Source organism: Sphingobacterium sp. HJSM2_6 (assembly GCF_049316305.1).
In the GTDB taxonomy this organism is placed as follows: Bacteria; Bacteroidota; Bacteroidia; order Sphingobacteriales; family Sphingobacteriaceae; genus Sphingobacterium.
In genome coordinates this window covers 16,516-42,427 of the sequence record NZ_JBMOXB010000007.1, presented here as the reverse complement: position 1 = coordinate 42,427, position 25,912 = coordinate 16,516, and the positions used below count along the sequence as shown (strand labels likewise).

22 protein-coding genes and 1 tRNA gene are annotated in these 25,912 nt (G+C 36.7%); 16 read left to right on the top strand and 7 right to left on the bottom strand.

Translation table 11 applies throughout. The annotated features are described in order from the left end of the window. The first annotated feature begins 22 nt into the window (after positions 1-22). Positions 23-475, top strand: a complete 453-nt coding sequence (locus tag ACFRAE_RS07990) for an aspartyl protease family protein (protein ID WP_422796613.1) — start codon at positions 23-25, stop codon at positions 473-475. Here the strand turns inward: ACFRAE_RS07990 and ACFRAE_RS07985 are convergent. Further along, the gene (locus ACFRAE_RS07985) at positions 442-1,671 is read right to left on the bottom strand and encodes an MFS transporter (RefSeq protein WP_422796612.1); all 1,230 of its coding nucleotides are present in this window, start codon (positions 1,669-1,671) and stop codon (positions 442-444) included. The genes ACFRAE_RS07990 and ACFRAE_RS07985 overlap by 34 nt on opposite strands. Before the next feature lie 271 nt (positions 1,672-1,942). Here ACFRAE_RS07985 and fsa point away from each other — a divergent pair, with 271 nt between their 5' ends. The 8 genes from fsa (at position 1,943) to ACFRAE_RS07945 (ending at position 10,464) form a co-directional block, all read left to right on the top strand. After that, positions 1,943-2,602, top strand: coding sequence for a fructose-6-phosphate aldolase (gene fsa / locus ACFRAE_RS07980; protein WP_422796611.1), 660 nt, complete (start codon positions 1,943-1,945; stop codon positions 2,600-2,602). A gap of 103 nt (positions 2,603-2,705) precedes the next feature. Further along, positions 2,706-3,143 (top strand): Fur family transcriptional regulator, encoded by a 438-nt coding sequence (locus ACFRAE_RS07975; protein WP_422796610.1) that lies wholly within the window; start codon positions 2,706-2,708, stop codon positions 3,141-3,143. A 536-nt stretch (positions 3,144-3,679) separates the two neighbouring features. Continuing rightward, on the top strand, positions 3,680-5,809 hold the full coding sequence (gene rnr, locus ACFRAE_RS07970; RefSeq protein ID WP_422796609.1) for a ribonuclease R: 2,130 nt from the start codon (positions 3,680-3,682) through the stop codon (positions 5,807-5,809). Positions 5,810-6,052: 243 nt separating this feature from the next. Beyond that, on the top strand, positions 6,053-6,469 hold the full coding sequence (rpsL, locus tag ACFRAE_RS07965; RefSeq protein WP_422796608.1) for a 30S ribosomal protein S12: 417 nt from the start codon (positions 6,053-6,055) through the stop codon (positions 6,467-6,469). A 19-nt stretch (positions 6,470-6,488) separates the two neighbouring features. Further along, a complete protein-coding gene (gene rpsG, locus ACFRAE_RS07960; protein ID WP_422796607.1) occupies positions 6,489-6,956 on the top strand; it encodes a 30S ribosomal protein S7 in 468 nt (155 codons plus the stop codon). Positions 6,957-7,081: 125 nt separating this feature from the next. Continuing rightward, the gene (fusA, locus tag ACFRAE_RS07955; RefSeq protein WP_422796606.1) at positions 7,082-9,205 is read left to right on the top strand and encodes an elongation factor G; all 2,124 of its coding nucleotides are present in this window, start codon (positions 7,082-7,084) and stop codon (positions 9,203-9,205) included. Positions 9,206-9,284: 79 nt separating this feature from the next. Beyond that, positions 9,285-9,590 carry a 30S ribosomal protein S10 gene (gene rpsJ, locus ACFRAE_RS07950; protein ID WP_013667229.1) on the top strand — a complete coding sequence of 102 codons (306 nt, stop codon included), beginning with the start codon at positions 9,285-9,287 and terminating at the stop codon, positions 9,588-9,590. A gap of 157 nt (positions 9,591-9,747) precedes the next feature. Beyond that, positions 9,748-10,464 carry a 3-ketoacyl-ACP reductase gene (locus ACFRAE_RS07945; RefSeq protein ID WP_422796605.1) on the top strand — a complete coding sequence of 239 codons (717 nt, stop codon included), beginning with the start codon at positions 9,748-9,750 and terminating at the stop codon, positions 10,462-10,464. 425 nt (positions 10,465-10,889) lie between these two features. Here ACFRAE_RS07945 and ACFRAE_RS07940 read toward each other — a convergent pair whose 3' ends face one another. After that, positions 10,890-11,531 (bottom strand): porin family protein, encoded by a 642-nt coding sequence (locus tag ACFRAE_RS07940; protein ID WP_422796604.1) that lies wholly within the window; start codon positions 11,529-11,531, stop codon positions 10,890-10,892. Between the two features lie 287 nt (positions 11,532-11,818). On the opposite strand from ACFRAE_RS07940, the gene ACFRAE_RS07935 reads away from it, so the two are divergent. Then, positions 11,819-11,889: transfer RNA gene (locus ACFRAE_RS07935), tRNA-Cys, on the top strand. Between the two features lie 28 nt (positions 11,890-11,917). Beyond that, entirely contained in the window at positions 11,918-12,097 is a 180-nt protein-coding gene (locus ACFRAE_RS07930; protein WP_422796603.1) for a spore protein, read from the top strand. Between the two features lie 36 nt (positions 12,098-12,133). On the opposite strand, the gene ACFRAE_RS07925 is transcribed toward ACFRAE_RS07930, so the two are convergent. Beyond that, the gene (locus ACFRAE_RS07925) at positions 12,134-12,880 is read right to left on the bottom strand and encodes a copper homeostasis protein CutC (RefSeq protein ID WP_422796602.1); all 747 of its coding nucleotides are present in this window, start codon (positions 12,878-12,880) and stop codon (positions 12,134-12,136) included. A gap of 132 nt (positions 12,881-13,012) precedes the next feature. Here ACFRAE_RS07925 and ACFRAE_RS07920 point away from each other — a divergent pair, with 132 nt between their 5' ends. Beyond that, on the top strand, positions 13,013-13,420 hold the full coding sequence (locus tag ACFRAE_RS07920; protein ID WP_422796601.1) for a hypothetical protein: 408 nt from the start codon (positions 13,013-13,015) through the stop codon (positions 13,418-13,420). A 74-nt stretch (positions 13,421-13,494) separates the two neighbouring features. Here the strand turns inward: ACFRAE_RS07920 and ACFRAE_RS07915 are convergent, their stop codons facing one another. Beyond that, on the bottom strand, positions 13,495-15,198 hold the full coding sequence (locus ACFRAE_RS07915; protein ID WP_422796600.1) for a protein-disulfide reductase DsbD family protein: 1,704 nt from the start codon (positions 15,196-15,198) through the stop codon (positions 13,495-13,497). 107 nt (positions 15,199-15,305) lie between these two features. Beyond that, entirely contained in the window at positions 15,306-16,382 is a 1,077-nt protein-coding gene (locus tag ACFRAE_RS07910) for a PLP-dependent cysteine synthase family protein (RefSeq protein WP_422796599.1), read from the bottom strand. 198 nt (positions 16,383-16,580) lie between these two features. Between ACFRAE_RS07910 and ACFRAE_RS07905 the strand changes: the two genes are divergently transcribed. Next, positions 16,581-17,039 carry an Lrp/AsnC family transcriptional regulator gene (locus tag ACFRAE_RS07905; RefSeq protein WP_422796598.1) on the top strand — a complete coding sequence of 153 codons (459 nt, stop codon included), beginning with the start codon at positions 16,581-16,583 and terminating at the stop codon, positions 17,037-17,039. A gap of 36 nt (positions 17,040-17,075) precedes the next feature. Here the strand turns inward: ACFRAE_RS07905 and ACFRAE_RS07900 are convergent, their stop codons facing one another. Next, entirely contained in the window at positions 17,076-17,936 is an 861-nt protein-coding gene (locus tag ACFRAE_RS07900; protein WP_422796597.1) for a glycerophosphodiester phosphodiesterase, read from the bottom strand. Positions 17,937-18,077: 141 nt separating this feature from the next. Continuing rightward, a complete protein-coding gene (locus tag ACFRAE_RS07895; RefSeq protein WP_422796596.1) occupies positions 18,078-19,691 on the bottom strand; it encodes a S8 family serine peptidase in 1,614 nt (537 codons plus the stop codon). Between the two features lie 884 nt (positions 19,692-20,575). Between ACFRAE_RS07895 and ACFRAE_RS07890 the strand changes: the two genes are divergently transcribed. The 3 genes from ACFRAE_RS07890 (at position 20,576) to ACFRAE_RS07880 (ending at position 25,903) form a co-directional block, all read left to right on the top strand. Further along, positions 20,576-21,136 carry an RNA polymerase sigma-70 factor gene (locus ACFRAE_RS07890; protein ID WP_422796595.1) on the top strand — a complete coding sequence of 187 codons (561 nt, stop codon included), beginning with the start codon at positions 20,576-20,578 and terminating at the stop codon, positions 21,134-21,136. A gap of 99 nt (positions 21,137-21,235) precedes the next feature. Continuing rightward, a complete protein-coding gene (locus ACFRAE_RS07885) occupies positions 21,236-22,303 on the top strand; it encodes a FecR family protein (RefSeq protein ID WP_422796594.1) in 1,068 nt (355 codons plus the stop codon). Between the two features lie 138 nt (positions 22,304-22,441). Beyond that, positions 22,442-25,903 carry a SusC/RagA family TonB-linked outer membrane protein gene (locus ACFRAE_RS07880; RefSeq protein ID WP_422796593.1) on the top strand — a complete coding sequence of 1,154 codons (3,462 nt, stop codon included), beginning with the start codon at positions 22,442-22,444 and terminating at the stop codon, positions 25,901-25,903. The last annotated feature ends 9 nt before the right edge of the window (positions 25,904-25,912 follow it).

Here is a 25,912-nt window from a genome sequence, read left to right as displayed (position 1 = left end):
ATAAAATTACGATTAAATAAACATGCAAAAAATACCATTTGAAGTCATCAGCCTACAAGCTGATGGCTTTCATATTATAACAGAAGCCGAACTACTCGGAAAGAAATTTAAAATGGTGATTGACACGGGTGCCTCCAAAACAGTTTTAGATAAAGAAACCTTATTGCAGGCAGGGATTTCAGAAGAAACTCTTGAAATAACCGATGTTTTGAGTACAGGACTCGGAACCAATACGATGGAAAGTTTCTTTTTAACCATCCCAGATTTAAAACTCGCGGCATGGCATGGCAAAAATATTCATGTAGCGGTACTCGATCTAAGTTCGATAAATTATGCCTATCAACAGATAGGACTGAGTCCTGTAATTGGGGTTTTAGGGGGTGATATTTTGAAGAAATATGGAGCCATTATCGATTATAAACGGAACATTATTCAACTCAATCAACGGAAATTCACTTTGAATAATCGTCGTTGAATATGCAATCTCAAGTAAATATAGAAACCTACGGATATAAATATGCCGCATCCGCCCATGATATACAAAGCGGTTTTAAGACCAAACCATTCCGCAAATGCTCCAGTTAGTAAACTTCCAATAGGTAATATTCCTTGAAAAGCCATCACATAATAAGACATCACGCGAGCCCGATAAGCTGGCATAGCATGGGTTTGTATATAGGTATTGATCGAAGAAGTTTGCATCATCATAGCAAATGACACCGCGCAGGTAAAGCATAATGCAGCAGGCAAGAACTTTGCAAAGGCCAATAATACCAAGGAAATTGCCATAGCCAATGCCGCAAATAGTACTCGGTATCGAAGATTTTCTCCTGAGCGAAGGGTCGCCATTCGGATTGCACCAAGCATAGCCCCAAAACCGGCAGCACTCTCGAACCAGGAAAAGGTCTGTTCATTTCCCTGGAATAACTCCTTTGCAACTGCCGGAAGTAAGAAGGTATACGGCATAACCAACAGGCTTGAAAATGTGAGTACAATAATCAATGAGATAATATGGGGAGATCTTTTTAAATATTTAAAACCTTGAACTAAACCCTGAAAAGCATTTTCATTGGGAACAATGATGACCTTTTCCTTGACATTCATGAGTAATAGACAGATAATGACTGGAATAAAACTCAAGAAATTGATTGTAAAACACACAAACTCACCATACATCGTGAGCAATATTCCTCCTATCGCAGGCCCAACCATTCGGGCTGCATTAAAAATAGAAGAATTTAAGGCGATTGCATTGGACAAATCTTTTCGATCATCTACCAATGATACCAATAAAGCTTGCCTCCCAAGCACGTCAAAAGCATTGATAAGCCCTTGTACAAAACCCAATACCGATAAATAAAGAACCGATTCTAATTCTAAATACAGTAATAATGCTAATAAACCTGCTTGAATCATTAAGCCAATTTGCGTGATAAACACCAATTTATATTTGGGATGTCTATCAACAAATGCACCTATAAATGGAGATAATACTAAGGAAGGCAATAAAGAAATGAAGGAAACAAAACCTAGCCAAAATACAGAATCAGTTAACTGATAAACTAACCAACTAATGGCTATACGCTGCATCCATGTCCCCAAGATAGATATGGATTGACCTATGGCATGTAATCGATAATTGGGATATGCTAATGATCTAAATATTTGCATGTATCGGAAGCGATTTTAGAATCTACGTTTACAATCCATCTGCTATTGCTAAATGTACAGTTTTCCCTCAGCTTCAACAAGTAATGAAATTGTTAATTCGGATTAGGCTGTCAATGCTACAACAAAATCTGCGGGATAAAGTTCTAAAATACTGGAATTAAAAGCTTGTTATTCAACATTGTTTTCATTCTTGAAACAATATCTTACCTTTGCATAACAAATCCCCAAAATAATATAAAAGGGCTTATATTTTAAATCAACATTTTATACCATGAAGTTTTTTATTGACACGGCCAATCTAGCGCAAATTAAAGAAGCACAAGACTTAGGTGTTTTAGATGGAGTAACTACTAATCCTAGTTTAATGGCCAAAGAAGGCATATCTGGAGAAGAAAACGTAATCAATCATTACAAAGCTATATGCGCTATCGTAGAAGGTGATGTAAGTGCAGAAGTTATTTCTACAGATTATGAAGGCATGATCAAAGAAGGTGAAATTTTAGCTGCATTAGACAGTAAGATTGTGGTTAAAGTTCCTATGATTAAAGATGGTGTAAAAGCAATTAAATATTTCAGTAAAAAAGGTATCAAAACCAATTGTACTTTGGTATTTTCAGCTGGCCAAGCTTTGTTAGCTGCAAAAGCAGGAGCAACCTATGTATCACCATTCATCGGTCGTTTGGATGATATTTCTGTAGACGGTTTGGGCTTGATCGAAGAAATTCGTGAAATCTATGACAACTATGGATTTCAAACACAAATCTTAGCGGCATCTGTACGCCACAGTGCGCACATTTTAGGTTGTGCTAAGATTGGAGCAGACGTAATGACGGGTCCTTTATCTGCTATTACAGCTTTATTAAAGCACCCACTAACGGATAGTGGTTTGGCACAATTTCTTGCTGATCACGCGAAAGCTTCAGGAAAATAATTGAAAAAAATCATGCAAAATAGGGACCTCCTTAGCTTCAGTTAAGGAGGTTTTTTATGTAGTAAAAAATGCGTATTTTTACATCTTTCAATGTGATAAGGGTATGGAAGATCATCTTATAAAAACCGAAGAATTCAATCAAATTTTAAAGGCCAATCAGCTCAAAGTTACCCAACCAAGACTACGAGTTTTGGAGGTAATTTCAACCAAGAGCACGGCGATATCTCAACCAGAATTAGAACGTATTTTAGGGAATGATATAGACCGTGTAACCCTATATCGGATTCTTTCAAGCTTCGAAGAAAAGGGAATTTTACATAAAGTTTTTGATCTTCAAGGTACGGCAACTTATGCCTTTTGTTCCCACAAATGTTCTGCCGATCATCACCATGATCAACATGTTCATTTCATCTGCTCCGTGTGTAACAGTGTATTTTGTTTAGATGAAATTTCCATTCCTCAGATCAATTTGCCAAAAGATTTTACCCTGCACTCCATCGCAATTAATGCCGTAGGTTTGTGCGATCATTGTAAATCTTAGCCTCCATTTCAGGTCCTATTTCTCTCATAAAATTTAATTTTAATAAAATTTTATGTAGGAGGCTGACAACTCAATTTTTCAATTTTAATGGCTAATATATAAAATTATTCGATTGCTAATCTTTAGCATTTGAAAATATACTGTATTAATTTACAGTACTTTAATGTCAATTATAAGACTGATTACATTAATAAAATTATTTTAGCAAATAACAAGATTTACCAAACAAATGATAACAAGCGCTGAATATCAACGTGTTATCTAATTATACTTTTAAATATGTTTAGCAATTGACTATTTAATAATATAGTTTTCAATTAGATAGTACAGCTAAAATAAATAATCACTTTTCAAGTCTATCTATTTAAAAAGTAGCATGATCAAGTTCGAAATCAAAAAAACTAAAACCATCATTTTTGTGTATCTTTATTGAAGTATAGCATTCGAAATAATGCGAACAAAAATAAAATAGCGAAGACCTCCCCTATCCGCTTTTCGGATTTTACCCTTGGAGGTTTTGGTAAGAATAAAAGTTTATGAAGTCAAAAAAAGACAACCCTTACAAAGAAGTGCTAACTCAACTTATCGTTGATGTTTTCGAAAAATCCGGCAACCCATTATTGAATTATAAACAAGTCGCATCTAAATTAAATTTGACAGACACCGATTCTAAAATCGCGGTTGCAGACATTTTATCAGACGCTTCAAAACATGGCTTATTCCAACAACCTGAGCGTGGAAAATTTAAGCTTAAACAACTGCAAGTATACCTCACAGGAAAGGTCGATATGACGGCTGATGGATCAGCTTATATTGTCCCTGAAGACGAGCTCGAAACTGATATATTTGTCGCCCCTAGAAAGCTACGCCAAGCCTTACATGGAGACATCGTTAAAGTCCATATTTACGACCGTAAGAAAGGTAAAAAACGCGAGGGTGAAGTTGTGGAAATTGTGCAACGTGCAAAGACCGATTTCACTGGAACGATGGACGTATCTACAAGCTATGCGTTCTTCTTAGCTGACGACAGAAAAATGCTACACGACATCTTTATTCCACTCGACAATTTGAACGGAGCGAAGAACGGAGAGAAAGTCGTGGTTTCCATTATCGACTGGCCAGCTAAAGCAAAAAATCCGATTGGAAAAGTTAAATCTGTGCTCGGTAAGAAGGGTGAGAATAATACCGAAATGAATGCCATCTTAGCTGATTATGGATTTCCTTTGGAATTTCCAAAAGCGGTAGAAGAGGAAGCAAATGAAATCCCGGAAACCATAAGTCCTGAAGAAATAGCGAAACGCGCTGATTTCCGTGCGACAACTACGTTCACCATCGACCCTTTAGATGCTAAAGATTTTGATGATGCGATTTCTTTTAAAACTTTAGAGAATGGCAATTACGAAATCGCCGTTCATATTGCCGATGTTTCTCATTACGTGATTCCTGATACTGCTTTAGATAAAGAAGCGTTTGAACGTGGCACCTCTGTTTATTTAGTGGATCGCGTTATCCCCATGCTTCCAGAGCGCCTTTCTAATAATTTATGTTCGCTTCGTCCAAATGAGGATAAACTTTGTTTCTCTTCCGTTTTTGAAATCGATGAAAAAGCAAACGTCATAAATGAATGGTTTGGAAGAACAATCATCCATTCGGATAGGCGATTTACCTACGAAGAAGCACAAGAAATTATCGAAGGTAAGGAAGATCAATTTTCCAATGAAATACTCAAATTAAATGAACTCGCGTATATTCTTCGGGAACGTCGCTTTAAATCTGGCGCGATTAGTTTCGAAACCGAGGAGGTTAAGTTTCAGCTGGATGAAAATGGTAAACCCTTAGGTGTTTTTACCAAAATCAGGAAAGATGCGCATAAATTAATCGAAGATTTTATGCTACTGGCGAATAAAAAGGTAGCGGAATTTATTGGAAAGCAAGGAAAGGGTAAAAACAAACTTCCTTTTGTTTATCGTTTTCACGATGTCCCTAATACAGAAACGTTAACTAGCTTTTCACAGTTTGCCTCTCGCTTTGGACATCGTCTGAGCTTGAAATCGGATAAAGAAACTGCAAAATCGCTAAACAGCATGATGAGCAAGATAGAAGGTTCAAAGGAACAAAATCTTTTAACCTCTTTGGCAATACGATCTATGGCAAAAGCCATATACACGACCAAAAAGGCATCACATTACGGATTAGCGTTTGATTATTATACACACTTCACCTCTCCTATTCGTCGATATCCGGATGTAATGGTTCATCGCTTGCTTCAATATTATCTAGACGGTGGTAAACATGTCAATGCGGAGCATTATGAAAAAATGGCGGAGCATTCCTCGCAAAAAGAGAAAAAAGCGGCTGAAGCAGAACGCGCCTCTGTGAAATATAAACAAGCTGAATTTTTGCAAGATCAAATCGGTAGAGAATATTTGGGTATCATTTCTGGTGTTACGGAATGGGGAATGTATGTAGAGATTGAGGAAAACAAGTGCGAAGGTATGGTTCGATTACGAGATATTACAGATGATTTCTATACCTTGGACGAGAAAAACTTTGCCATCATTGGACAACGCAAGAAGAAAACATATCAATTGGGTGATGAAGTGCAAATTATAGTCAAAAAAGTTGATTTAGATAAACGACAAATAGACTTTTCACTGATAAGCTAAGGCGATTATCATTCGATATTGGCAACAGCTAATCCAAATAGAAATTAAAAGCCCTTAGCTGCGGGATCTAAGGGCTTTTTGAAGGAAACACAACTGACAGGAAGATAGGTAGAATAGCACTGATTTTGATATTCAGAAACTATTTTAAAAAACTTATCAACCAAGTCTTTACAGTTCAAAGAATAATTTATATCTTTGCGGACTTAAAAATTAATTTTAAACAAATAATTTAGAAACAGGTAAATGCCTACTATTCAACAATTAGTTAGAAAAGGTAGAGTAGCTCTGGTTGACAAGAGTAAATCACCAGCGTTGGATTCATGTCCACAGCGAAGAGGTGTGTGTACACGTGTATACACTACTACCCCTAAAAAACCAAACTCAGCAATGCGTAAAGTAGCTCGTGTTCGTTTAACAAATGGAAAAGAAGTAAATGCTTACATTCCAGGAGAAGGACACAACTTACAAGAGCACTCCATCGTATTAATCCGTGGCGGTCGTGTGAAAGACTTACCAGGAGTACGTTACCACATCATCCGTGGTGCATTAGATACTTCAGGTGTTGCTGGTCGTAATCAACGTCGTTCAAAATACGGAACAAAACGTCCTAAACCAGGTCAAGTTGCGGCTGCGCCTACAAAAGGAAAAGGTAAGAAATAATTAAACGGAGGAAAAGAAAATGAGAAAATCAAAACCAAAAAAGAGGATCATTTTACCTGACCCAAAGTTTAATGATGTTCAGGTAACACGTTTCGTAAACAACATGATGTTTGACGGAAAAAAATCTATTGCATATTCAATTTTCTACAATGCAGTAGAATTAGTAGAGCAAAAAACACAAGAGAACGGTCTAGAGACTTGGAAAAAAGCGTTGAACAACGTAATGCCAGCTGTAGAGGTTAAATCTCGTCGTGTGGGTGGTGCCAACTTCCAAGTTCCTATGGAAGTACGTCCTGAGCGTAAAATCGCTTTAGGTATGAAATGGTTAATTTCTTATGCTCGCAAACGTGGTGAAAAAACTATGTTTGAGAAACTAGCAGGAGAAATCATTTCCGCGTCGAAAGGTGAAGGTGCTGCAGTGAAGAAGAAAGAAGATACGCACAAAATGGCTGAGGCTAACAAAGCGTTCTCACACTTCAGATTCTAATTTTGACTTTAACGAATTAAATATGATTACACCGACTTTACTGATTGAATATTCAAGAAGAAAGTCGGTGTATTTTATTTAACAGGAACAAACAAAGCTTTTCAAGCAAACTGCATAAAATTAATATGGCAAGAGATTTAAGATTAGTTAGAAATATTGGTATCGCTGCCCACATCGATGCTGGTAAAACTACCACAACTGAGCGTATTTTATACTACTCAGGGGTAAACCATAAACTTGGAGAAGTTCACGAAGGTGCTTCTACCATGGACTGGATGGAGCAAGAGGCTGAGCGTGGTATCACGATTACTTCTGCTGCAACTACGGTTTATTGGAACTACCGTGATAATAAATACCAAGTAAACGTTATTGATACTCCTGGACACGTGGATTTTACCGTAGAGGTAAACCGTTCTTTGCGTGTACTTGATGGTTTAGTATTTTTGTTTTCAGCTGTTGATGGTGTTGAGCCTCAATCTGAAACGAACTGGCGTTTAGCTGACAACTATAAAGTGCCTCGTATAGGTTTCGTTAATAAAATGGACCGTTCCGGAGCTGACTTCTTAAAAGTTGTTAAACAAGTAAAAGATATGTTAGGTTCTGATGCTGTTGCTTTGCAATTGCCTATCGGAGCTGAAGATACTTTCAAAGGTGTAGTTGACTTAATCAACAACCGTGGTATCGTATGGAATGAACAAGATAAAGGGATGACTTTTACCGAAGTTCCTATTCCAGAGGATATGGTTGAAGAAGTTGCTGAATACCGTGAAAAATTATTAGAAGCTGTTGCTGGATATGATGAGTCATTAATGGAGAAATTCTTTGATGATCCTAATTCATTAACAGAACGTGAAATCTTAGACGCTTTACGTAAAGCGGTTTTAGATAACGCAATCGTTCCTATGGTTTGTGGTTCATCTTTCAAAAACAAAGGTGTACAAACTATGCTTGACCTAGTGATGGAATTATTACCTTCTCCATTAGATCAAGAAGCAGTATCTGGTACTAACCCGAACACAGGTGAAGAGATCTCTCGTAAACCTTCGGTTACTGAGCCTTTCGCTGCATTAGGATTCAAAATTGCAACTGACCCATTTGTTGGTCGTTTATGTTTTGTTCGTGCTTATTCAGGAGTTTTAGAAGCGGGATCTTACGTGTTAAATACTCGTTCTGGTAACAAAGAGCGTATTTCTCGTATCTTCCAAATGCACGCTAACAAACAAAACCCAATCCCTAGAATTGAAGCAGGTGATATCGGTGCTGTAGTAGGTTTCAAAGACATCAAAACGGGTGACACACTATGTGATGAGAAACACCCAATCGTTTTGGAATCTATGACTTTCCCTGAGCCAGTTATCGGATTAGCTATTGAGCCTAAAACTCAGGCTGATGTAGATAGATTAGGTATGGGATTAAGTAAACTTGCTGAAGAGGATCCTACTTTCGTAGTAAAATCTGATGAAGAAACAGGACAAACAGTTATTTCAGGAATGGGTGAGCTTCACTTAGAGATCTTGATTGACCGTTTGAGACGTGAATTTAAAGTTGAAGTAAACCAAGGTGCTCCACAAGTAGCTTATAAAGAGTCTATCAATGGAACTACTGAACACCGTGAAGTTTACAAGAAACAATCAGGTGGTCGCGGTAAATTCGCAGATATTAAAGTGGTTATCTCTCCTATCGACGAAGATTACGATACTTCAAAATCAGCACTTCAATTTGTAAATGAAATCGTTGGTGGATCTATTCCAAAAGAATATATTCCTTCCGTTCAAAAAGGATTTGAAGCATCATTGAACAATGGTATATTAGCGGGTTACCCTCTATCAGGAATGAAAGTTCGTTTGATTGATGGTTCATTCCACGCAGTCGATTCAGATTCATTATCTTTCGAATTGGCAGCTAAGATGGCATACCGTGAAGCACTTCCTAAATGTCAACCCGTTCTTATGGAGCCTATCATGAAGGTAGAAGTATTAACTCCAGAAGAAAACATGGGTGATGTAATGGGTGACTTAAACCGTCGTCGTGGTCAAATGCAAGGATTAGATTCACGTAATGGTGCTCAAGTTATTAAAGCATTAGTTCCACTTTCTGAAATGTTTGGTTATGTAACACAATTACGTACTATTACTTCAGGTCGTGCAACATCCACTATGGAATTCGATCACTATTCTGAAGCACCTCGTAACGTGTCTGAAGATGTAATCGCTAAATCTAAAGGTAGAGTTAAAGGTTCTGTAGAATAATCTACAAACCTCATTAAAATAAACCGACCGCTAGTTGTAAATAGCTCTAATTAGCGGTCAAAATTAAAATCAAATAAAGATGAGCCAAAGAATCAGAATCAAATTGAAATCTTACGATTACAATTTAGTTGATAAATCAGCTGAGAAAATCGTAAAAACAGTAAAACCTACAGGTGCAGTTGTTAGTGGTCCTATTCCATTACCTACTGAGAAAAAAATCTATACGGTTTTACGTTCACCACACGTTAACAAAAAAGCACGTGAGCAATTCCAATTGTGTTCTTACAAGAGATTGTTAGACATTTATTCATCAAACTCGAAAACAGTTGATGCGTTAATGAAATTAGAATTACCTTCAGGTGTTGAAGTTGAAATCAAAGTGTGATAGAACCGATTTCAAATTGAAAACAAAGCCAGTTCATTAGAACTGGCTTTTGTTGTTTTAAATAGTCTTGAGAACTCAGCTTACCTCCCATGATCATCCATGCACTATTTAGGGATTTACGTTCACAGCCATTGCGGTTAAATAGTTACCTTTGATTATGGAAAATTTAGCTGGAAAATATGCGCTCATTACAGGAGCAGGAAGAGGATTAGGAAAAGCTACAGCTCTAGCTTTTGCAAAAGAAGGAATACATGTAGCTATTACAGGTAGAAATGAAGAACTTTTAAAAGCTACTTGTGAAGAAATTCAAGCACTAGGTGTTCAATCAACCTACACGGTTTTTGATGTCAGTGATTTAGCGTCGGTAAATTCAGCTGTAAAGCAGCTAAGCCAATCTTTTGGAACATTCGATATCCTGGTGAATAATGCCGGTGTAGCCGCTTTCGGATCAGTCTTGGACATGGATCCAGAAGCTTGGAAAAATATTGTAGACATCAATTTATTTGGCACATACAATGTGACAAAAGCAGTCTTACCTCAATTGATTGAAAAAAATGCTGGAGACATCATTATGGTTGCTTCTACAGCTGGTCTAAATGGTGCAGCCACTACTTCCGCTTACAGTGCAAGCAAATTTGGCGTCGTAGGCTTTGCAGATTCTTTAATGCGAGAAGTCAGAAAACACAATATTCGGGTATGCACTTTGATGCCAAGTACCATTGCCTCAGATATGTCAAAGGAATTGAATTTAACCGACGGCGATCCTGACAAAGTTTTACAACCCGAAGATTTTGCAGAATTGATTGTTGCTAACCTTAAATTACCAAGAAGAGCACTCTTAAAAACAGCATCTTTATGGTCTACAAATCCTTAAGGAGTATAATCCGATATGCTATAAATGCTGCTCTATGAGGCAGCATTTTCTGTAATGGAACCATCTATATTTCAAATTGACATGCACAGCCGAAGAATCATACAGCTAGTAATTACATTGCGCAATTCGGTAGAAGACATTGCGTAGCTAAAACAAGCATAACTAAACCAGTAATAGCGAAAGCACTGCTAAACCACTCCTACTCGACGAAGGCATAAACCCTTTACAATACTTTCAGGACAGTCCTTGCTTTACACAGACAAAGAACTACATTAGCTTAACCAGGCAAAAGAAAAAGCTTTAAAAGCAAGCAATAGGCCTATTTTGACCTAGGAATTAATCCCATTCAAAACACAAAAAAGGGTGCAATACGATTTGCACCCTTTCCCTAAATATTTTAAAATTTAATGCTTCTAACGATACGCTTAGAATTGAAAACCTAGGCCAAAAGATAGCACACGGTTAGAGAATTTATTATCCGCATTATCACTTGGGTTTAAGTTCGATAAACCTAATCCATATCCCGCATTAATAAGAAATCCATTACCAAATTTATATCCACCTAAGAAGTTCACACCTGCATCAATCAGGTTCATGTTCTTATCATCACCCGAGAATTTTAAATCTGATTCACCTGCTGCACCAATCTCTCCTAAATTACCTTCTAACTTAGATTTTCCAGAAATATTAAAACCTACATAAGGTCCAGCACCTAAAAATACATTACCAGAACCTGCAGGAATATAATATACAGCATTCACAGGGATTTCAATCGACATGGTATTAATAGATGAGCTTCCATCCAATCCATCACCTGTATATTCCGCCTTATTACCTTTACCTTGTAAGGAGACTCCTGGTTGAATTGAGAATTGAGGTGCTACAGGAATATCCGCAAAACCAGTTACATAAAATGAAACATTGTTTTTTTGATAATCCTTAGCCGCTTCACTTTGGTTACTAAATTTACCTAAGTTAACACCAGCCTTTAATCCATAGCTTGTTTGAGCTTGTGCTCCTGCTGCTAATAAAAATGCAGCGCCTAATGATAGTAATAGTTTTTTCATAATATTTAATTTTCAAATTAATTACACGATTATTCGATAGTACAGTTCATACAAAGTTTAGACCAAAATTAATAACAGGACAAAAACAACAACATAAAACGCTAAAATACAGTCAATTAAAAACAATAAAACAACTAATGATAATTAATCAAACAGCCTATTTATCGAATAAATGAATTTTATAGCACTATTACGTTAAAATCTTTTATAAGAATAAATAGATTTATTAAAAAAGGTTTTAAAATATCAAAAGTAAATCCTATTTTTGCATGCCTGTAAAGGTAAAGGGTCGGATGGCCGAGTGGCTAGGCTGAGGTCTGCAAAACCTCCTACAGCGGTTCGAATCCGCTTCCGACCTCGTTTGAACATTAAAAATATTGACAATAATGGGAGTTACACGTTTAAAAAGAAAAGATAGAAGAAACAAAACTGTTGCACGTGTTGAAGTACAGTTTTTAAAACTTGGCCGCAATATTGAACCAGGTTCAAGAAGCAAAATGGCAAAAGATAGTCAAATTACTAAAAATGACAATATCTTAAATAGTCTTGCTACAGAAGCAAAATAATACGTAAAAAAGTATATATAAAAGCCTTTAGGATTCCTAGAGGCTTTTTATTTTGTTTACCATTTCTTCTACTCGTTCAGAAGAACTATACATTAGCTCCCCTCCCATTCCAAAATCTTCCTGCTCTGGATTTGATATTCCTGATGGAATAATCACTTTTGCTGAACTATGTATAGCGCTTGCTCCAGTATACGATAAAATAGCAGTGATATTTTCAGCATTCACACCAGAGCCTGGCATTACCTCGATTTGTCCTGCAGCCTTAGTTATCCATTCTTTAAGCTTTTCTTTACCTTTAAATGCATCATGTTCTTGACCTGAAGTCAAAACTCGATCACAACCTAGTGCGATCAAGGTATCTAAACTTTTCAAAGGATTAGGGCACAAATCGAAAGCTCGGTGAAAAACAACAGTCAAAGGTCTTGCGATTTCGATTAGTTTAGACATGCGGGGCTCATCAATATTGCCATCTTTATCCAACACACCGATTACTACGCCATCACAACCGATTTCTTTACAGAACCTGACATCTTCCATCATCTCTTCAAATTCTTCGTTAGAATACAGGAAATCACCCCCTCTTGGTCTAATTAAAACATGGATACCAATAGATAAGTGTTGTCGAGTTAATTTAATCAAACCATAGGAAGGCGTTGTGCCTCCATTCTCTAGATTCTGGCACAATTCCACACGGCTTGCGCCACCTTTCTCTGCTTCTTTAGCCGAATACAAAGAATTAGCACAAATCTCTAATTTATAACCATTAATAACTTTCTCGCTCATTACTTCAAAGATATGATTTTTGAACATCTCGTTAATGCCTTAAATATAAAGAACAAGAAATCAAACACTTATTAAAACAATTCGCTAATTTTAATTGTTATTTCTTTTAGCAAAAAACAAAATACGATCATTATGCCCCTTATTTCCACCGACAAAGAAGTACAGATGCATTTATCATCGATGTACGATAAACTAGAAATCAACGTCAAGAAACTCAAAGAAGAGCTATGCACCCATCGAACAAACTATGAAGAAGCCTGTAACAAGCATATTAAATCAGGATTTCAATTTGAAAATCTATGGTTAAAAGCAGATCAAAATTATCAAGTAAAGTTCAAAGAATTCGAAACCCATTGTTTCCTATTAGAAATTTTAACTGACTATCGCGATGAGCAAGGCAATTTCATCCATTTACATGAGGTATTCGACACGTTAAATTGCCTTATTCACCAATTCATTGAACAAGAACATTATGAAATGTGCGCCATTATCAAAAAGTGGCAAGATTTCATCTCTTATAGGTATTATCTCACTCAATAGCAAAACTATTCCTATAAAAAAAGCCCATCAAGAGCTGGGACTCTGATGGACTTATTACAAACTCAAACTAGAAACTATCTTTTATGATATGCATCTAAAGCTTTTTGCAAATAAGCTTTAAATGCTGGTATATTATAATTAGCCCCACTGGTAGGAACTAATAAATTTTGTTTTTCGTCCATCAATGCATACAATGGTTGGGAATTGCTATTAAATTTACTGATCTGAAGATCAGAATTCATTTTACCCACCGTCTTAATGATTTTCCCTGAAACAGAAGATTTGTATTGCTCGTCCTCTGGTAATTTCAAAACACTATCATCCACATAAAGCTCCACTAAGATAAAATCCTCATTAATCATCTTATGAATGCCAGGATCCGATAAGACATCAGCTTCCATCAGGCGGCAGTTTACACAATTCCAACCTGTAAAATCCACCAATAAGGGTTTTTTAGCGCGTTCTGAAGCCTCTAAAGCTTCTGCATAATCATAGTATGGCTCTACACCTTTAAGAGTTGCACGATCGTGAAAATGCTTATAATATTTTCTATTATTGACCTCTGCGCCAGAACTGCTATGCACCGATACCCCAGACGAAATATCAAAATCTTGCGTACCTATAGGCGGTAAAAATGCCGCAATAGATTTCAATGGAGCACCCCACATTCCAGGAATCATATACATTACAAACGAGAAGACCAGAATCGCAAACATGGTTCTCGGCACAGACATAAACTTCAACTCACTATCGTGCGAAAATTTAATCTTACCAATCAAATACAGACCAAGCAATCCGAAAATTACTATCCATAAGGCTAAAAACACCTCTCGATCTAAAAACTGCCAATTGTATGCTAAATCTACATTCGATAAAAATTTCAATGCTAAAGCTAATTCCAAGAAGCCCAATACCACCTTCACACTATTTAACCAGCCTCCTGACTTCGGTAAAGATTTTAATAAAGAAGGAAACATGGCAAATATGACAAAAGGAATGGCCAATGCAAAGGAGAATCCAAACATGCCTATAGCGGGCGCTAATCGATCGCCCTTTGTAGCCGCATCCACCAATAAGGTTCCGATAATCGGACCTGTACAAGAAAAAGACACCACTGCTAAACTCGCAGACATAAAAAATAATCCTAATAATCCGCCTTTATCCGATTTGGCATCTATCTTATTGACAAAAGAACTAGGCAAAGTAATTTCAAAAGCCCCGAAAAAGGAAGCTGCAAATACCAGCAATAGCAAGAAAAATAAGAAATTGAATATCCCATTTGTAGATAAGGCATTCAAGGCATCAGCACCAAATAAGATTGTAATCAACATACCCAGTGCCACGTAAATCACAATAATAAACAGACCATACAATAACGCATGTTTCACCCCTTCCGTAGCACTTCCAGCTTTTTTAGTAAAAAAACTAACCGTTAGCGGTACCATAGGAAAAATACAAGGCATTAAAAAAGCCAAAAAACCACCTATCAAACCTTTTAAAAACACCGCCCAAAGGGTTATCGAATCACTACTGGATTCGGATGTGTTTTCAACTTTTGCCAAATCATTCGCTGTTGTATCCGCAGAAACCGAATCCCTATTGCTTGAACTCGCAATATCCTTCGGTTGCAGGGAATCAGCAGACACTTCAGCAACCGCATCAGAGCCATCTACAAATTCAACATCATCAAAATTGATTAGACTGTCTCCTGCTTGCCCATTTACTTGAACGGCAAAGAAAGTCAGCAGAAAACAAAGTAATAACAGAATTCTTTTCATAATTTGGTTATCAATATTTTAAACCTTTTAAGTTTAGCCAACCGAACTTGGGGAGTCCGGTCGACTATATATAAACTAAACAACTAACTAACTCGACAAAAAAACACTTAGGATTTATAATTCCCAATTAAGGATTTCTCTAGCCTTGCCATGGGATGAAAACCTGTAAATTCTAATTCAGTGGAAATATATCCCTCTTTCACGGGTTGTTCTTTCACTAGGTCTGTAGTTAAGTATTTTTTATTATCATCGCATAACAAAGTAACCACTACCGCATCTTCACCTAGTTCTTCTTTAATTTTTATAGCCCCAATGACATTTGCCCCCGAAGATATGCCAACAGCCAAACCCAATTGTTGCGCTAGTTTCTGCGCCATGATGATCGAATCAGCATCAGAAGCACAAATAACCCGATCCAATTCATCCAACTTAACAATTGCTGGAATAAATTCATCTGAAATACCTTGAATACGGTGAGCACCTACTTTATAACCCGTGGTTAAGGTCGGACTTTCCTGAGGTTCTAAAGGATGAATTTTTACTTCAGGATTGAAGCTTTTCAAGGCCTTTCCTACCCCCATTACTGTTCCTCCTGTACCTACGCCAGCGACAAAAGCATCCGGAGTTAAACCCTTGGCCGCCAATTGTAACGCGATTTCCTTTCCAGTAGTCAACTCATGCGCTTCTGCATTGAATAAATTTTCAAATTGACGTGGCAAGAAAACACCTCCCTTTGCGGCTAATGTTTCACTTAATTGAATACTCCCTAAAAAACCACCTTCTTCTTTACTGATCAATTGAATATCAGCACCCATACTTTTTATAATATCGATACGTTCTTTACTCAACCAATTCGGCATTATAATTTTTACTTGATGGCCTAAGGCTTTTCCAATAGCTGAAAAAGCAATTCCAGTATTTCCGCTAGTAGCTTCTACAATCACATCATCTGGGCGAATCTGACAATTCGCATAGGCTTTATATAAAATATACAAGGCCATCCGATCTTTAATACTACCTGTCAAATTGTAGTTTTCACATTTTACGTAAATTTTCCCAGGCCTTCCTTGGTAAGTGTATTGCAGCTCCAACATAGGTGTGTTTCCGATAAGGCACCATAAATGCTGAAATCTACTATCTAACTCTGGGGATAAACATTTACTCCATGTTGCTACTGCTTCCATACTTCTTTATATTCTTTAAAAGCTGTAATTCAATTGGTTCATAATACAGCTAACTATGGTTACAAAATTGAACACAAACAAGATAATATTCAATGATATAGTATATATTCAATAAATTTTACTGAAATCAATAAACTATTTAAAAAAATATTCGGAAATTTACAGAATAAACACAGGCAGACAGAAAAATATTTATCTATGGAACTAGATCAGACCGATGTGAAGTTATTAAAACTACTTCAAGAGGATGCAACTTTAAGCAATAAAGAATTATCTAGTAAATTGCACAAATCAATTGCTGCCATACACGAGCGTGTAAAAAAACTCAAACAGGCAGGCTATATTCGGAAAACTGTCGCACTATTAGATCGTCAGAAAATAGGTATTGGTCTCATATCATTTTCCCAAGTATTTTTAAAAGCACATACCTTCGAGGTATTAAATGAATTTGAACAAGAAGTAGCCAAATTTCCAGAAGTAATGGAATGTTACCAAATGGCGGGGTCCTATGATTTTATGCTACGCATTGCCACCAAAGATATGGAGGCATACCATATGTTTTTAAGGCATAAATTAGCTGTTTTGCCTCAGGTGAATACCGTACAAACTTACTTTGTATTGTCAGAAACCAAAAGCGAAACAGCCTATCATTTTTAATTTAATATTAGGTTAGACCTCCTACTAAATTCATCCTTATTTTAATTTTATTTCAGGTGCGTTTGCTTTCACCCATTTAGTCACTTCCATAGGAACATCAGTACATAGGTAATCACTACCTAAAGAAACACCCAATAAAAAATCCGAAACCGACCTTCCTGGCCATAAACTCACAGTCATACCCTGTTTTTTTGCTTCCAAAACCATATTTCTAGTGGTCATTTCCACTCTGGCTCCAATGCGTTTAATCCCCAGTTCCTTAGCTTCATCCAACACTTGTTGAGTCAAGCCCTCCGATTTTATAAAGAGCATATCCACTTCAGGATAGGTGGATTTCAAATATTTCAATGGCCGTTTATCAAAGGAAGTTAAGAGGTAATCTGAATTTGCAGGCCTATTGCTATAGGTTTTTTTATAGAGCAGATCACAGTAATTCTTAAGCGATTCATCGGGATAAACAGTCGTTTTGCTGGTCTTCATTTCAAACTCGATGTAAACTCCTGGTTTATCTTTAAAAAATGCGACCACCTCGTCCAGCGTAGGTATTTGATTTCCTTTTTTCGTTTTTAATTTTCGGATATCTGCTAGGGTCATTTCCTCGATTGCCCCATTCGTTCCAACAATACGTTCTAAATTATCATCATGAAAAATAACCAACTGTCCATCCTTAGAAATTCGCACATCTGTTTCAAAGCCTCGCATTCCTTGATCATAGCAAGCTTTAAATGCGGGCATGGTGTTTTCATCATATTCATGTGCTCCAGCGCGATGCGCAAACAACTTCACTTCTGCCTGTTGCGCATAAGCACTTTGGCTGTTCATCAGAGACAGTAGAGCACAAGAGGCGATGCTAAAAAATTTAATGGACTGTATTAACCGAGATTTGAAAATTTTCATAGGTAATAGATTAGGTATTAGATTCAGAATAAAGATAGCCTTTTAACTCGAATAGCATCAAACAGGAAATGCACATTTAATAAATATTTAATGTGCATAAAAACCTCATGAAGTAATTATTTCCTAATTGCCCTAATCAGGTTATTTTCGAGAAGTTAATTGATCAGCTAATTTTACGGCTTCATAAGCATTCACGATTCCACCTGTTTTGGAGATATCCGACAATTTAACTTTTACTCTCGTCTTCGGCGTGATCACCTCTAGAGGAGGTTTCACCGCACTAGCTTCAATAATGTATTTAACTTGCCTGTAGTTTAATTCCGGAAAATAGGTAAATAACAAAGCCGCCACACCAGCTACCACCGGAGCAGCCATACTCGTACCACTCGCAAGTCCATACTTATTAGCCCCAGGAATCGTCGAATAAATCTGAACACCAGGTGCAAAAACATCTACCCCTTCTTTTCCATAATTAGAAAAAGAAGCTACCAATCCTCCGATTTTTGGGTCTCCACTCGCGCCAACGGTAATCCAGTTTTCAGCAGGTTTGCCATTTAAAAACGTATGCGTCGGATAGGTAAACGTCGTATCCACATTCTTCATATCATTACCAGCGGCATGAACCAATAGCACCCCTTTCTTTTGAGCATATTTCACGGCATCATCCACCCATTTTTTCTCAGGCGAATAGCCTTTACCAAAGCTCATATTGATTACTTTAGCCCCATTGTCTGCTGCATATCGTATCGCAAGCGCTATGTCTTTATCATGCTCATCGCCATTCGGAACCACTCGAAGCGACATAATTTCAGCATCTACAATACCATCCATCCCTAGTTCATTGCTTCGTTCTGCAGCAATGATACCTGCAACGTGAGTTCCGTGAAAAGCAGAACCATTACTCACTGTAATATTATTATTTCCATAATACCGGTCCTTTATATTGGCATAATTATCCCCAACAATTGATCGGTAATCAGTTGGGGGATTAATTTTTAGCTCCTTTTTGGAAACTAAATTATTCTTTCTGAATGCAATCTCGTCGGTATTTTTTATGGCCTTATTTAGCGTATCCGTAGACCTTCTTTTTAAGCTAGCCATAAAATTTAAAACCTTTGGATCTTGGGTATTATACTCTTTGACATCCTGAAAAGTATACGCTGCTTTATTCAAATTTCCCATCAAAATTGAATCGGCATATAGTGCATCATTTAAACCTGTTTGTGCCCCTTCTATACTTTTTTGCAAACCCAAACTTTTCATATGCATATCTAGCTCAGCTCTTAGCCAACTCTGATACTGATATCGATCTCTTTTTTTAATTTTTGCTAATGGAACTCCCTCATAGCGGTCTTTAAATTTCCAATAAACACGCTCAGACTCATACGAATCTTTTTCCACATTTTTATCCTTCTCCGATGCTCCTATAAAGTTCCAGCCGAAAACATCGTCTACGTATCCATTCTTATCATCATCTTTACCATTACCCCACCATTCTTTAGGATTTCGCCATAAATTATTTTTCAAATCGACATGTGCCGTATCGATACCTGAATCAATCACTGCAACGACTACTTTTTTAGGGCTTCTTCCAGCTTGTTTTAAAAACGTGTATGCCTTATTTAAACTTATGCCATAATAACTGTCTTCCTGGTAATCTTTCAAATGCCAACCTTGCGGTTGAGCAAAAGATATAAAGGATACAAGCATTAGACAACTGAATACCTGAGCGCTGAGAATGGTGTTCTTTTTCATGTATATGTAAATTGAATAAAATATGTTAGAATTTGTCCCTAAAGTGCTTCATGGATCAATTCTTGTAAATGGTCATTTTTCCTAAAATTACTCAGAAATCTTACTAATTACTAGCTATTTTACTAGAGAATCACCTAATTTTATTATTTTCTCTATTCACACACTTTACGTTTCACGCTCAAAATAGGCTATTGATGTTCGTCTAACAGAAAATAAAAACGGAATTTCTAGAATTTCCTTTAGTACTGACTAAATACGTGTGAAAGGCTGTCAAAGAGGGACAAAATGGCGAAAGCATAGACAAAGCATTAATAATAAACGCGATCAACAACAAAGAAGATGATCTAAAGGCATTTATAAATGCTAAACATTCAGAAAAACAGCTTTTTCAATTCCGTTGTAGATCAAGCTATACGAGAATACAAGCTAGCGAACAAATCCAAAACACGAACAATTGTATACTCATTTGGAGCAGTACGCAGACAATAAAAAAGAATAAAAGATTGTCTTAGCTCTAAAAAAAGCAATATTATTAATGGAAGCTCCAAAAGGAAAGGAACTTCCAAATAGTAAAAAAAATTTTCATTCCCTTGGATTTTCAATTGATCTCCTTCGGATCTTCTTTGGATCATCATCGCATATTCAAAGGATCTTCGTTGAACAACTGCGAAGAAGAAGCAAGGAATAGCTGAAGGAGATCCAAACAACAGGTGATGGGGACAGTTGCCTTGACCTACCCATAGCTGATTGAATATAAACCCGATAGACCATAAAAGCTAATTTAAATAGTTATCCATTATTAAATAAATATCCATTTAGGAATAAAATTGATATGGTATTATTATATTTATTAAAAATTAATATCTCCTGATTTAGTGTAAGGAATGAAAATGTTGAGTGCTGAAAAAGATTGGTCGGATGAAATAAGTAAAATTATTCAATTTCAAGATGAATCATCTTTTAGATTGATATTTAAGCATTTTTACGGGGCACTCGTATCCTTTGCAACTTCGGTGACTGCCAATAACGAATTGTCAGAAGACTTAGTATCAGATTTAATGCTGAAGGTATGGATACAACCGGAGAATTTAAAAAATGTTCAAAATCTAAAAACATTCCTTTACGTCAGTGTAAAAAACAGATGTCTCAATGAGCTTGAGCGAAATAAGCGTCATACGAATTACCTCAATAACCTCCAAACCTACCCCTTAAATTCCATTTCACCAGAAGATGAATATCAGGTCAAAGAATTATCCCACAATATTCAACATGCCATTCAGCAACTCAGTCCAAAAACAAAAATGGTTTATATACTTTTGCGAGATAACGACTGCAGCTATGCAGAAGTCGCAGAAATTCTTTCGATAAGCCCAAAAACAGTTGATCGTCATTTGCAGATTGCACTTAAGAAATTAAGGGATAGCATCAAAAATTACCTGCTGTAAATCAACAGTTTACCATCATTATTAAAAATAATTACATTTTTATTGGGGAGAATTATCTTTTCAATTGTCCTTTACGTAATTAGCAGAAAATTATAAACCATGCACGAAGAACGATTTTTTGAATTGCTCCATCAATTTCTATCGAAGAACCTATCTATCGAAGATCAGAAAGAGCTGGAAACAATGACGAAAGTAAACCCGAAATACCGTAAAATATTTGAGGAAATTGCGCAACCTAAGCAGCAAGAAATTGTAAATGCTAGGATAGACGCTCAAATAGATGCTGTATTCTCAAAAAAAGCAGTAGACACCGCAATTCTACCTGTTCGTTCTAAAAAATCAGATTTCATCAAACGAATCCTCCCTTATGCAGCGGTACTCTTATTGGGCTTGTTTATGCTTCCAGTGATCTGGAAGAAAATGTCCAACGTAGAATTAAACGAAGCCTTGGTACATTGCGTAGAAACAAAAAAAGGGGAACGTAAAAACATAACGCTTCCGGATGGGAGTAGTATTTGGTTAAACAATGCGAGTTCGATAACCTATAACAACGGATTTGGAAAGGAAAACAGGGATCTTATGTTGGTTGGGGAAGCTTATTTTGATGTTGCTTCCAACAAAGAACTGCCCATGCTGATTACAGCCAATGAACTTCTAATCAAAGTAGTTGGTACAAGTTTCAATGTTCGATCGTACCCTGATGAAGAAATTGCAGAAACCTACTTGGTCGAAGGTAACATTCAATTGTATATTCAAAAAGACCAGCCTCATGCGCAATTTTTACAGTTAAAACCGGGAGAAAAAATAAAAATAGACCAGCACGTTAAACCCTTAGATGCCCTGCAGCCTAGCAACAATACGGCAAGTAATAAAGCATTAACTGTTAGTAGAAGTATGATTGTGCTGAATCCTTTAAAGACGTCTGCTACAGAAATAGCTTGGAAAGAAAATATTATGGCATTTGATTCCGAGCCCTTTGAAGTGGTTGCTTCCAAATTAGAGAAATGGTACGACGTGCAAATTACGATTACAAATGAGGATTTAAAAAAGATGGAGATATCTGGAAAATTCAAAGAATCCCAAATCGAAGAGGCCTTAGAGGTGATTAAATTGACAGGAATAGACTTTAACTATAAACGAGTAAATAACCAAATAGACATTTATTAAACCTAAAAAAACTATGCTATAACCCTTTATTTTAAACGAAAAAAAAGGACACATCCATGATGTATCCTTCGAATTTTATTTATTAACTAAGCACCTAGCCCTGAGAAAGTAAGGCGCTTTAATCAATTCAACTAATTTATGAAAATTAATTTACATGCCATTTGGGATCATGTGAAAATTCCCTATCTATTTAAAGTGTTTTTGATGCTTAAAATTATTGTTTGCCTGATATGCATATTTTCCATTCGAGTCACTGCTAACCCCAGTTCTGCTCAAGAAAAAGTATCCCTTCACTTATTCGACAGTGATTTAAAAACGGTTATTAAATCCATCGAAAAGCAAACTAAGGTCACTTTTATTTATTCAGATAATTTAATAAATAATGCCTCATTAGGTAAAATTCAGGTTAATGACCTTCCATGGACTCAAGTTTTGCTTCCCTTGTTAAATGAAGCGGGGCTTAGTATGAAATCCTTGGATGGTAATCGTATAATTATAGGCCCAAATTCGGCCAAACAAAATGGTTTCCCAATAAAAGGTGTGGTAAAAGACAAATCAGGAAATCCACTCATCGGTGTCAGCATAACGGAAAAGAATGCAGATAAAGCAACAAGCACGGATGAGAACGGCCGATTTGAATTGGTCGTAACCGATGATCAAGCAAGCCTACAAGTTAGTTATATAGGCTATTCAAGCCAAGAAGTACCGGTCAGTTCTTCGGAGATACTGATCACCCTACTGGAAGATTTGACCTCATTGGACGAAGTGGTAGTGGTTGGATTTGGCACGCAGAAAAAGGCCAATTTAACCGGCGCTGTATCGTCTGTGGATATGGATAAAGTCTTGGGCGATCGACCAGTAAGTAGTTCTTCTCAAGCCTTGCAAGGTGCTATTCCGGGTATGCAAGTCACTTTTGGTGGCGGTAGACCAGGGCAAGGTTCAGATTTAAATATTCGAGGCATTACTTCCATCAATGGAGGTTCTCCATTAGTGTTGGTCGATAACGTACCCATGAATTTGGATGATGTTAACCCTAAAGATATTCAAAACATCACCGTTTTGAAAGATGCTGCGGCATCGTCCATTTATGGTGCAAGGGCGGCATTTGGCGTGATATTGGTGACCACCAAAAAAGCAGGTAAAAATCAACCCAATAAAATTAATTATTCCTCCAACTTTACCTGGTCTAATGCGACAAGTTTACCTGAAAAAGCAAGTCCAATAGAATTTGTTCAAGGTTTAAAAGATTTCGGTCAAGCAACAAATTGGACAGGCCAGAATGTCGAAACTTGGTTAGAATTATTAAAAGAGTATCAGGCTGACCCGAATAAATATCCTGAGGGTAATGCAGAAGTCAACAATAACATCTACCCACTAAAAGAATATGACATGTATAAGGAGGTCTTTTCGACTGGCCTTGAACAATTGCATAACCTATCTTTTTCTGGAGGGGCAGAAAAAATAGCTTACCGCCTATCGGGAATGTATGCTGATGAAGATGGCATTATGGCTACCGATAAAGACAGCTATAATCGGTACAATGTGAATGCGTTTTTAACAGCTGAAATTGCAAAAAATTTAAACGCAAGTGCAAATATCCTTTACAAAAACGATAAGCGTAAAACACCTATGAATATGGGTGAGATGTTTTACCGAGCTATTACACACAGTTCCTATATCAATACAGGATATGATATCGCAATGGATGGTACGGAAATTCCATACGGTACACCAAATAATTACTTAAAGTATGAGGATCCAAGCACCAACTATAATGATAATCTAAGGTTATTCGGAAAATTAGATTATAATATCCTTAAAGGATTAAATGTGATAGCTGAATATACCTTTGATAAGTCCAATACAAATAGTAGGTATTACCAAATACGCAATAAATACATGAACCCTAACAATTTTAGTGAAGAGTATTTATTCAATAACCAGTACTACCAGCGTGGAAGCAGTATTACCAATTATAACGCATTAAATTTTTATGCTAGTTATAGCCATCAATTGGATGAACATCATTTCAAATACCTATTAGGAACGAACTACGAAAAGAGTCATTATGAGTTTTACTCCGCAACGCGCTACGATATCTTAAGTCCAGAGTCTCCTTCCCTAGGTACGAGTAGTGGAAATCAATTTGTGGATGATAATTTTGGACAGTATGCTGTATTAGGCTATTTCGGTCGTATAAATTATGACTATAAAAATAAGTATTTATTAGAATTGAATGGACGTATAGATGGTTCTTCTAGATTTCAAGAAGGCTCCAAGTTTGGGTTCTTCCCATCGGTATCTGCTGGATGGAATGTGACAGAGGAAGGATTTATGAGTTCCCTTAGAAATCATATTCCATTACTTAAATTTAGAGGCTCATTTGGAGAGATTGGGAATCAAGTAGTTTTAAACTCTTCGGGAGGACAGGTCTATTTTCCAGTAACACCGGCTATGTCTGCCACGAACTCTTCATGGATCAATCCTACAACAGGCATTCGCTATTTAACCATTACACCACCGAGTTTGGTTTCTTCATCCTTTACTTGGGAAAAAGTTAGAACCTTAAATCTAGGTGTTGATTTGGCTTTGTTCAACAGTAAATTGAACACAAGTTTTGATTGGTTCCGTAGACAAACCATAGGCATGCTCTATCAAGGAGCTGATCTTCCAGCTGTATTAGGATCTACACCACCTTTTCAAAATACGACCAATTTAGAATCGAAAGGTTGGGAATGGGAATTAACTTGGAAAGATAAAGTAAAAGATTTTAATTACGCTATAGGCTTTAACCTTTCAGACAATCGAGGTTATATTACCAAAATAGATAACAGTGCTGGTCTAATCAACGGTTATTATGAAGGTAAAGAATTGGGAGAAATTTGGGGTTATGTGACCGATCGATATTATACAGCAAATGATTTTGTGGATGGAACTTTGAATGATAAACTTCAAAATGGGACATTAAAAGATGGAATTCCAGCCTTCACAGGTGTTGCTCAAAATCCCGGAGATATTTTATTTCAAGATTTAAATCAAGATGGGAAAATATTTTCCGGGAACGGAACATTGGCTGATCCAGGGGACATGCAACGCATAGGAAATAATAGACGTCGTTACCAATACGGAATCACCGGAAATTTTGGATACAAAAATTTTGATTTATCTATTTTCATTCAGGGTGTTGCTAAAAGAGATTTATGGATGAGTAACCATTTGTTTTGGCCATATTCAAATGAATTTGGCACATTCTTTAAACACAGTTTAGATTATTGGACTCCCGAAAATCAAGATGCATACTACGGTAGAGTGTATTCCAACGCAGGTTTAAATACAGGAGCCAACCGCAGAGTTCAAACGAAATACCTACAAGATGGTTCATACCTTCGAGTGAGAAACATCAGCTTGAGTTATAATTTCGGGAAGGAAGTCTTGAAATCTAAATTCTTAGAAAGTATACGACTTTACGTGACTGGGGAGAACCTTTTCTTATTTGACAAGTTGCCTACAGGATTTGAAGCCGATGCTGCAGACCTTGGTTCAGGGGGAATTTACCCGTATTTGAAAAAATACAGTTTTGGTGTCAACATTAATTTCTAACCAGTTTCT

What these genes read in the sequence shown, in the direction of transcription:
- ACFRAE_RS07930 (WP_422796603.1), top strand. Translation starts at nt 11,918, where the DNA reads ATGGGAGTTACACGTTTAAAAAGAAAAGATAGAAGAAACAAAACTGTT.
- ACFRAE_RS07885 (WP_422796594.1), top strand. Translation starts at nt 21,236, where the DNA reads ATGCACGAAGAACGATTTTTTGAATTGCTCCATCAATTTCTATCGAAG.
- fsa (WP_422796611.1), top strand. Translation starts at nt 1,943, where the DNA reads ATGAAGTTTTTTATTGACACGGCCAATCTAGCGCAAATTAAAGAAGCA.
- ACFRAE_RS07915 (WP_422796600.1), bottom strand. Translation starts at nt 15,198, where the DNA reads ATGAAAAGAATTCTGTTATTACTTTGTTTTCTGCTGACTTTCTTTGCC.
- ACFRAE_RS07880 (WP_422796593.1), top strand. Translation starts at nt 22,442, where the DNA reads ATGAAAATTAATTTACATGCCATTTGGGATCATGTGAAAATTCCCTAT.
- ACFRAE_RS07905 (WP_422796598.1), top strand. Translation starts at nt 16,581, where the DNA reads ATGGAACTAGATCAGACCGATGTGAAGTTATTAAAACTACTTCAAGAG.
- ACFRAE_RS07900 (WP_422796597.1), bottom strand. Translation starts at nt 17,936, where the DNA reads ATGAAAATTTTCAAATCTCGGTTAATACAGTCCATTAAATTTTTTAGC.
- rpsL (WP_422796608.1), top strand. Translation starts at nt 6,053, where the DNA reads ATGCCTACTATTCAACAATTAGTTAGAAAAGGTAGAGTAGCTCTGGTT.
- ACFRAE_RS07895 (WP_422796596.1), bottom strand. Translation starts at nt 19,691, where the DNA reads ATGAAAAAGAACACCATTCTCAGCGCTCAGGTATTCAGTTGTCTAATG.
- fusA (WP_422796606.1), top strand. Translation starts at nt 7,082, where the DNA reads ATGGCAAGAGATTTAAGATTAGTTAGAAATATTGGTATCGCTGCCCAC.
- rpsG (WP_422796607.1), top strand. Translation starts at nt 6,489, where the DNA reads ATGAGAAAATCAAAACCAAAAAAGAGGATCATTTTACCTGACCCAAAG.
- ACFRAE_RS07945 (WP_422796605.1), top strand. Translation starts at nt 9,748, where the DNA reads ATGGAAAATTTAGCTGGAAAATATGCGCTCATTACAGGAGCAGGAAGA.
- ACFRAE_RS07940 (WP_422796604.1), bottom strand. Translation starts at nt 11,531, where the DNA reads ATGAAAAAACTATTACTATCATTAGGCGCTGCATTTTTATTAGCAGCA.
- rpsJ (WP_013667229.1), top strand. Translation starts at nt 9,285, where the DNA reads ATGAGCCAAAGAATCAGAATCAAATTGAAATCTTACGATTACAATTTA.
- ACFRAE_RS07890 (WP_422796595.1), top strand. Translation starts at nt 20,576, where the DNA reads ATGAAAATGTTGAGTGCTGAAAAAGATTGGTCGGATGAAATAAGTAAA.
- ACFRAE_RS07920 (WP_422796601.1), top strand. Translation starts at nt 13,013, where the DNA reads ATGCCCCTTATTTCCACCGACAAAGAAGTACAGATGCATTTATCATCG.
- ACFRAE_RS07910 (WP_422796599.1), bottom strand. Translation starts at nt 16,382, where the DNA reads ATGGAAGCAGTAGCAACATGGAGTAAATGTTTATCCCCAGAGTTAGAT.
- ACFRAE_RS07990 (WP_422796613.1), top strand. Translation starts at nt 23, where the DNA reads ATGCAAAAAATACCATTTGAAGTCATCAGCCTACAAGCTGATGGCTTT.
- ACFRAE_RS07925 (WP_422796602.1), bottom strand. Translation starts at nt 12,880, where the DNA reads ATGAGCGAGAAAGTTATTAATGGTTATAAATTAGAGATTTGTGCTAAT.
- rnr (WP_422796609.1), top strand. Translation starts at nt 3,680, where the DNA reads ATGAAGTCAAAAAAAGACAACCCTTACAAAGAAGTGCTAACTCAACTT.
- ACFRAE_RS07975 (WP_422796610.1), top strand. Translation starts at nt 2,706, where the DNA reads ATGGAAGATCATCTTATAAAAACCGAAGAATTCAATCAAATTTTAAAG.
- ACFRAE_RS07985 (WP_422796612.1), bottom strand. Translation starts at nt 1,671, where the DNA reads ATGCAAATATTTAGATCATTAGCATATCCCAATTATCGATTACATGCC.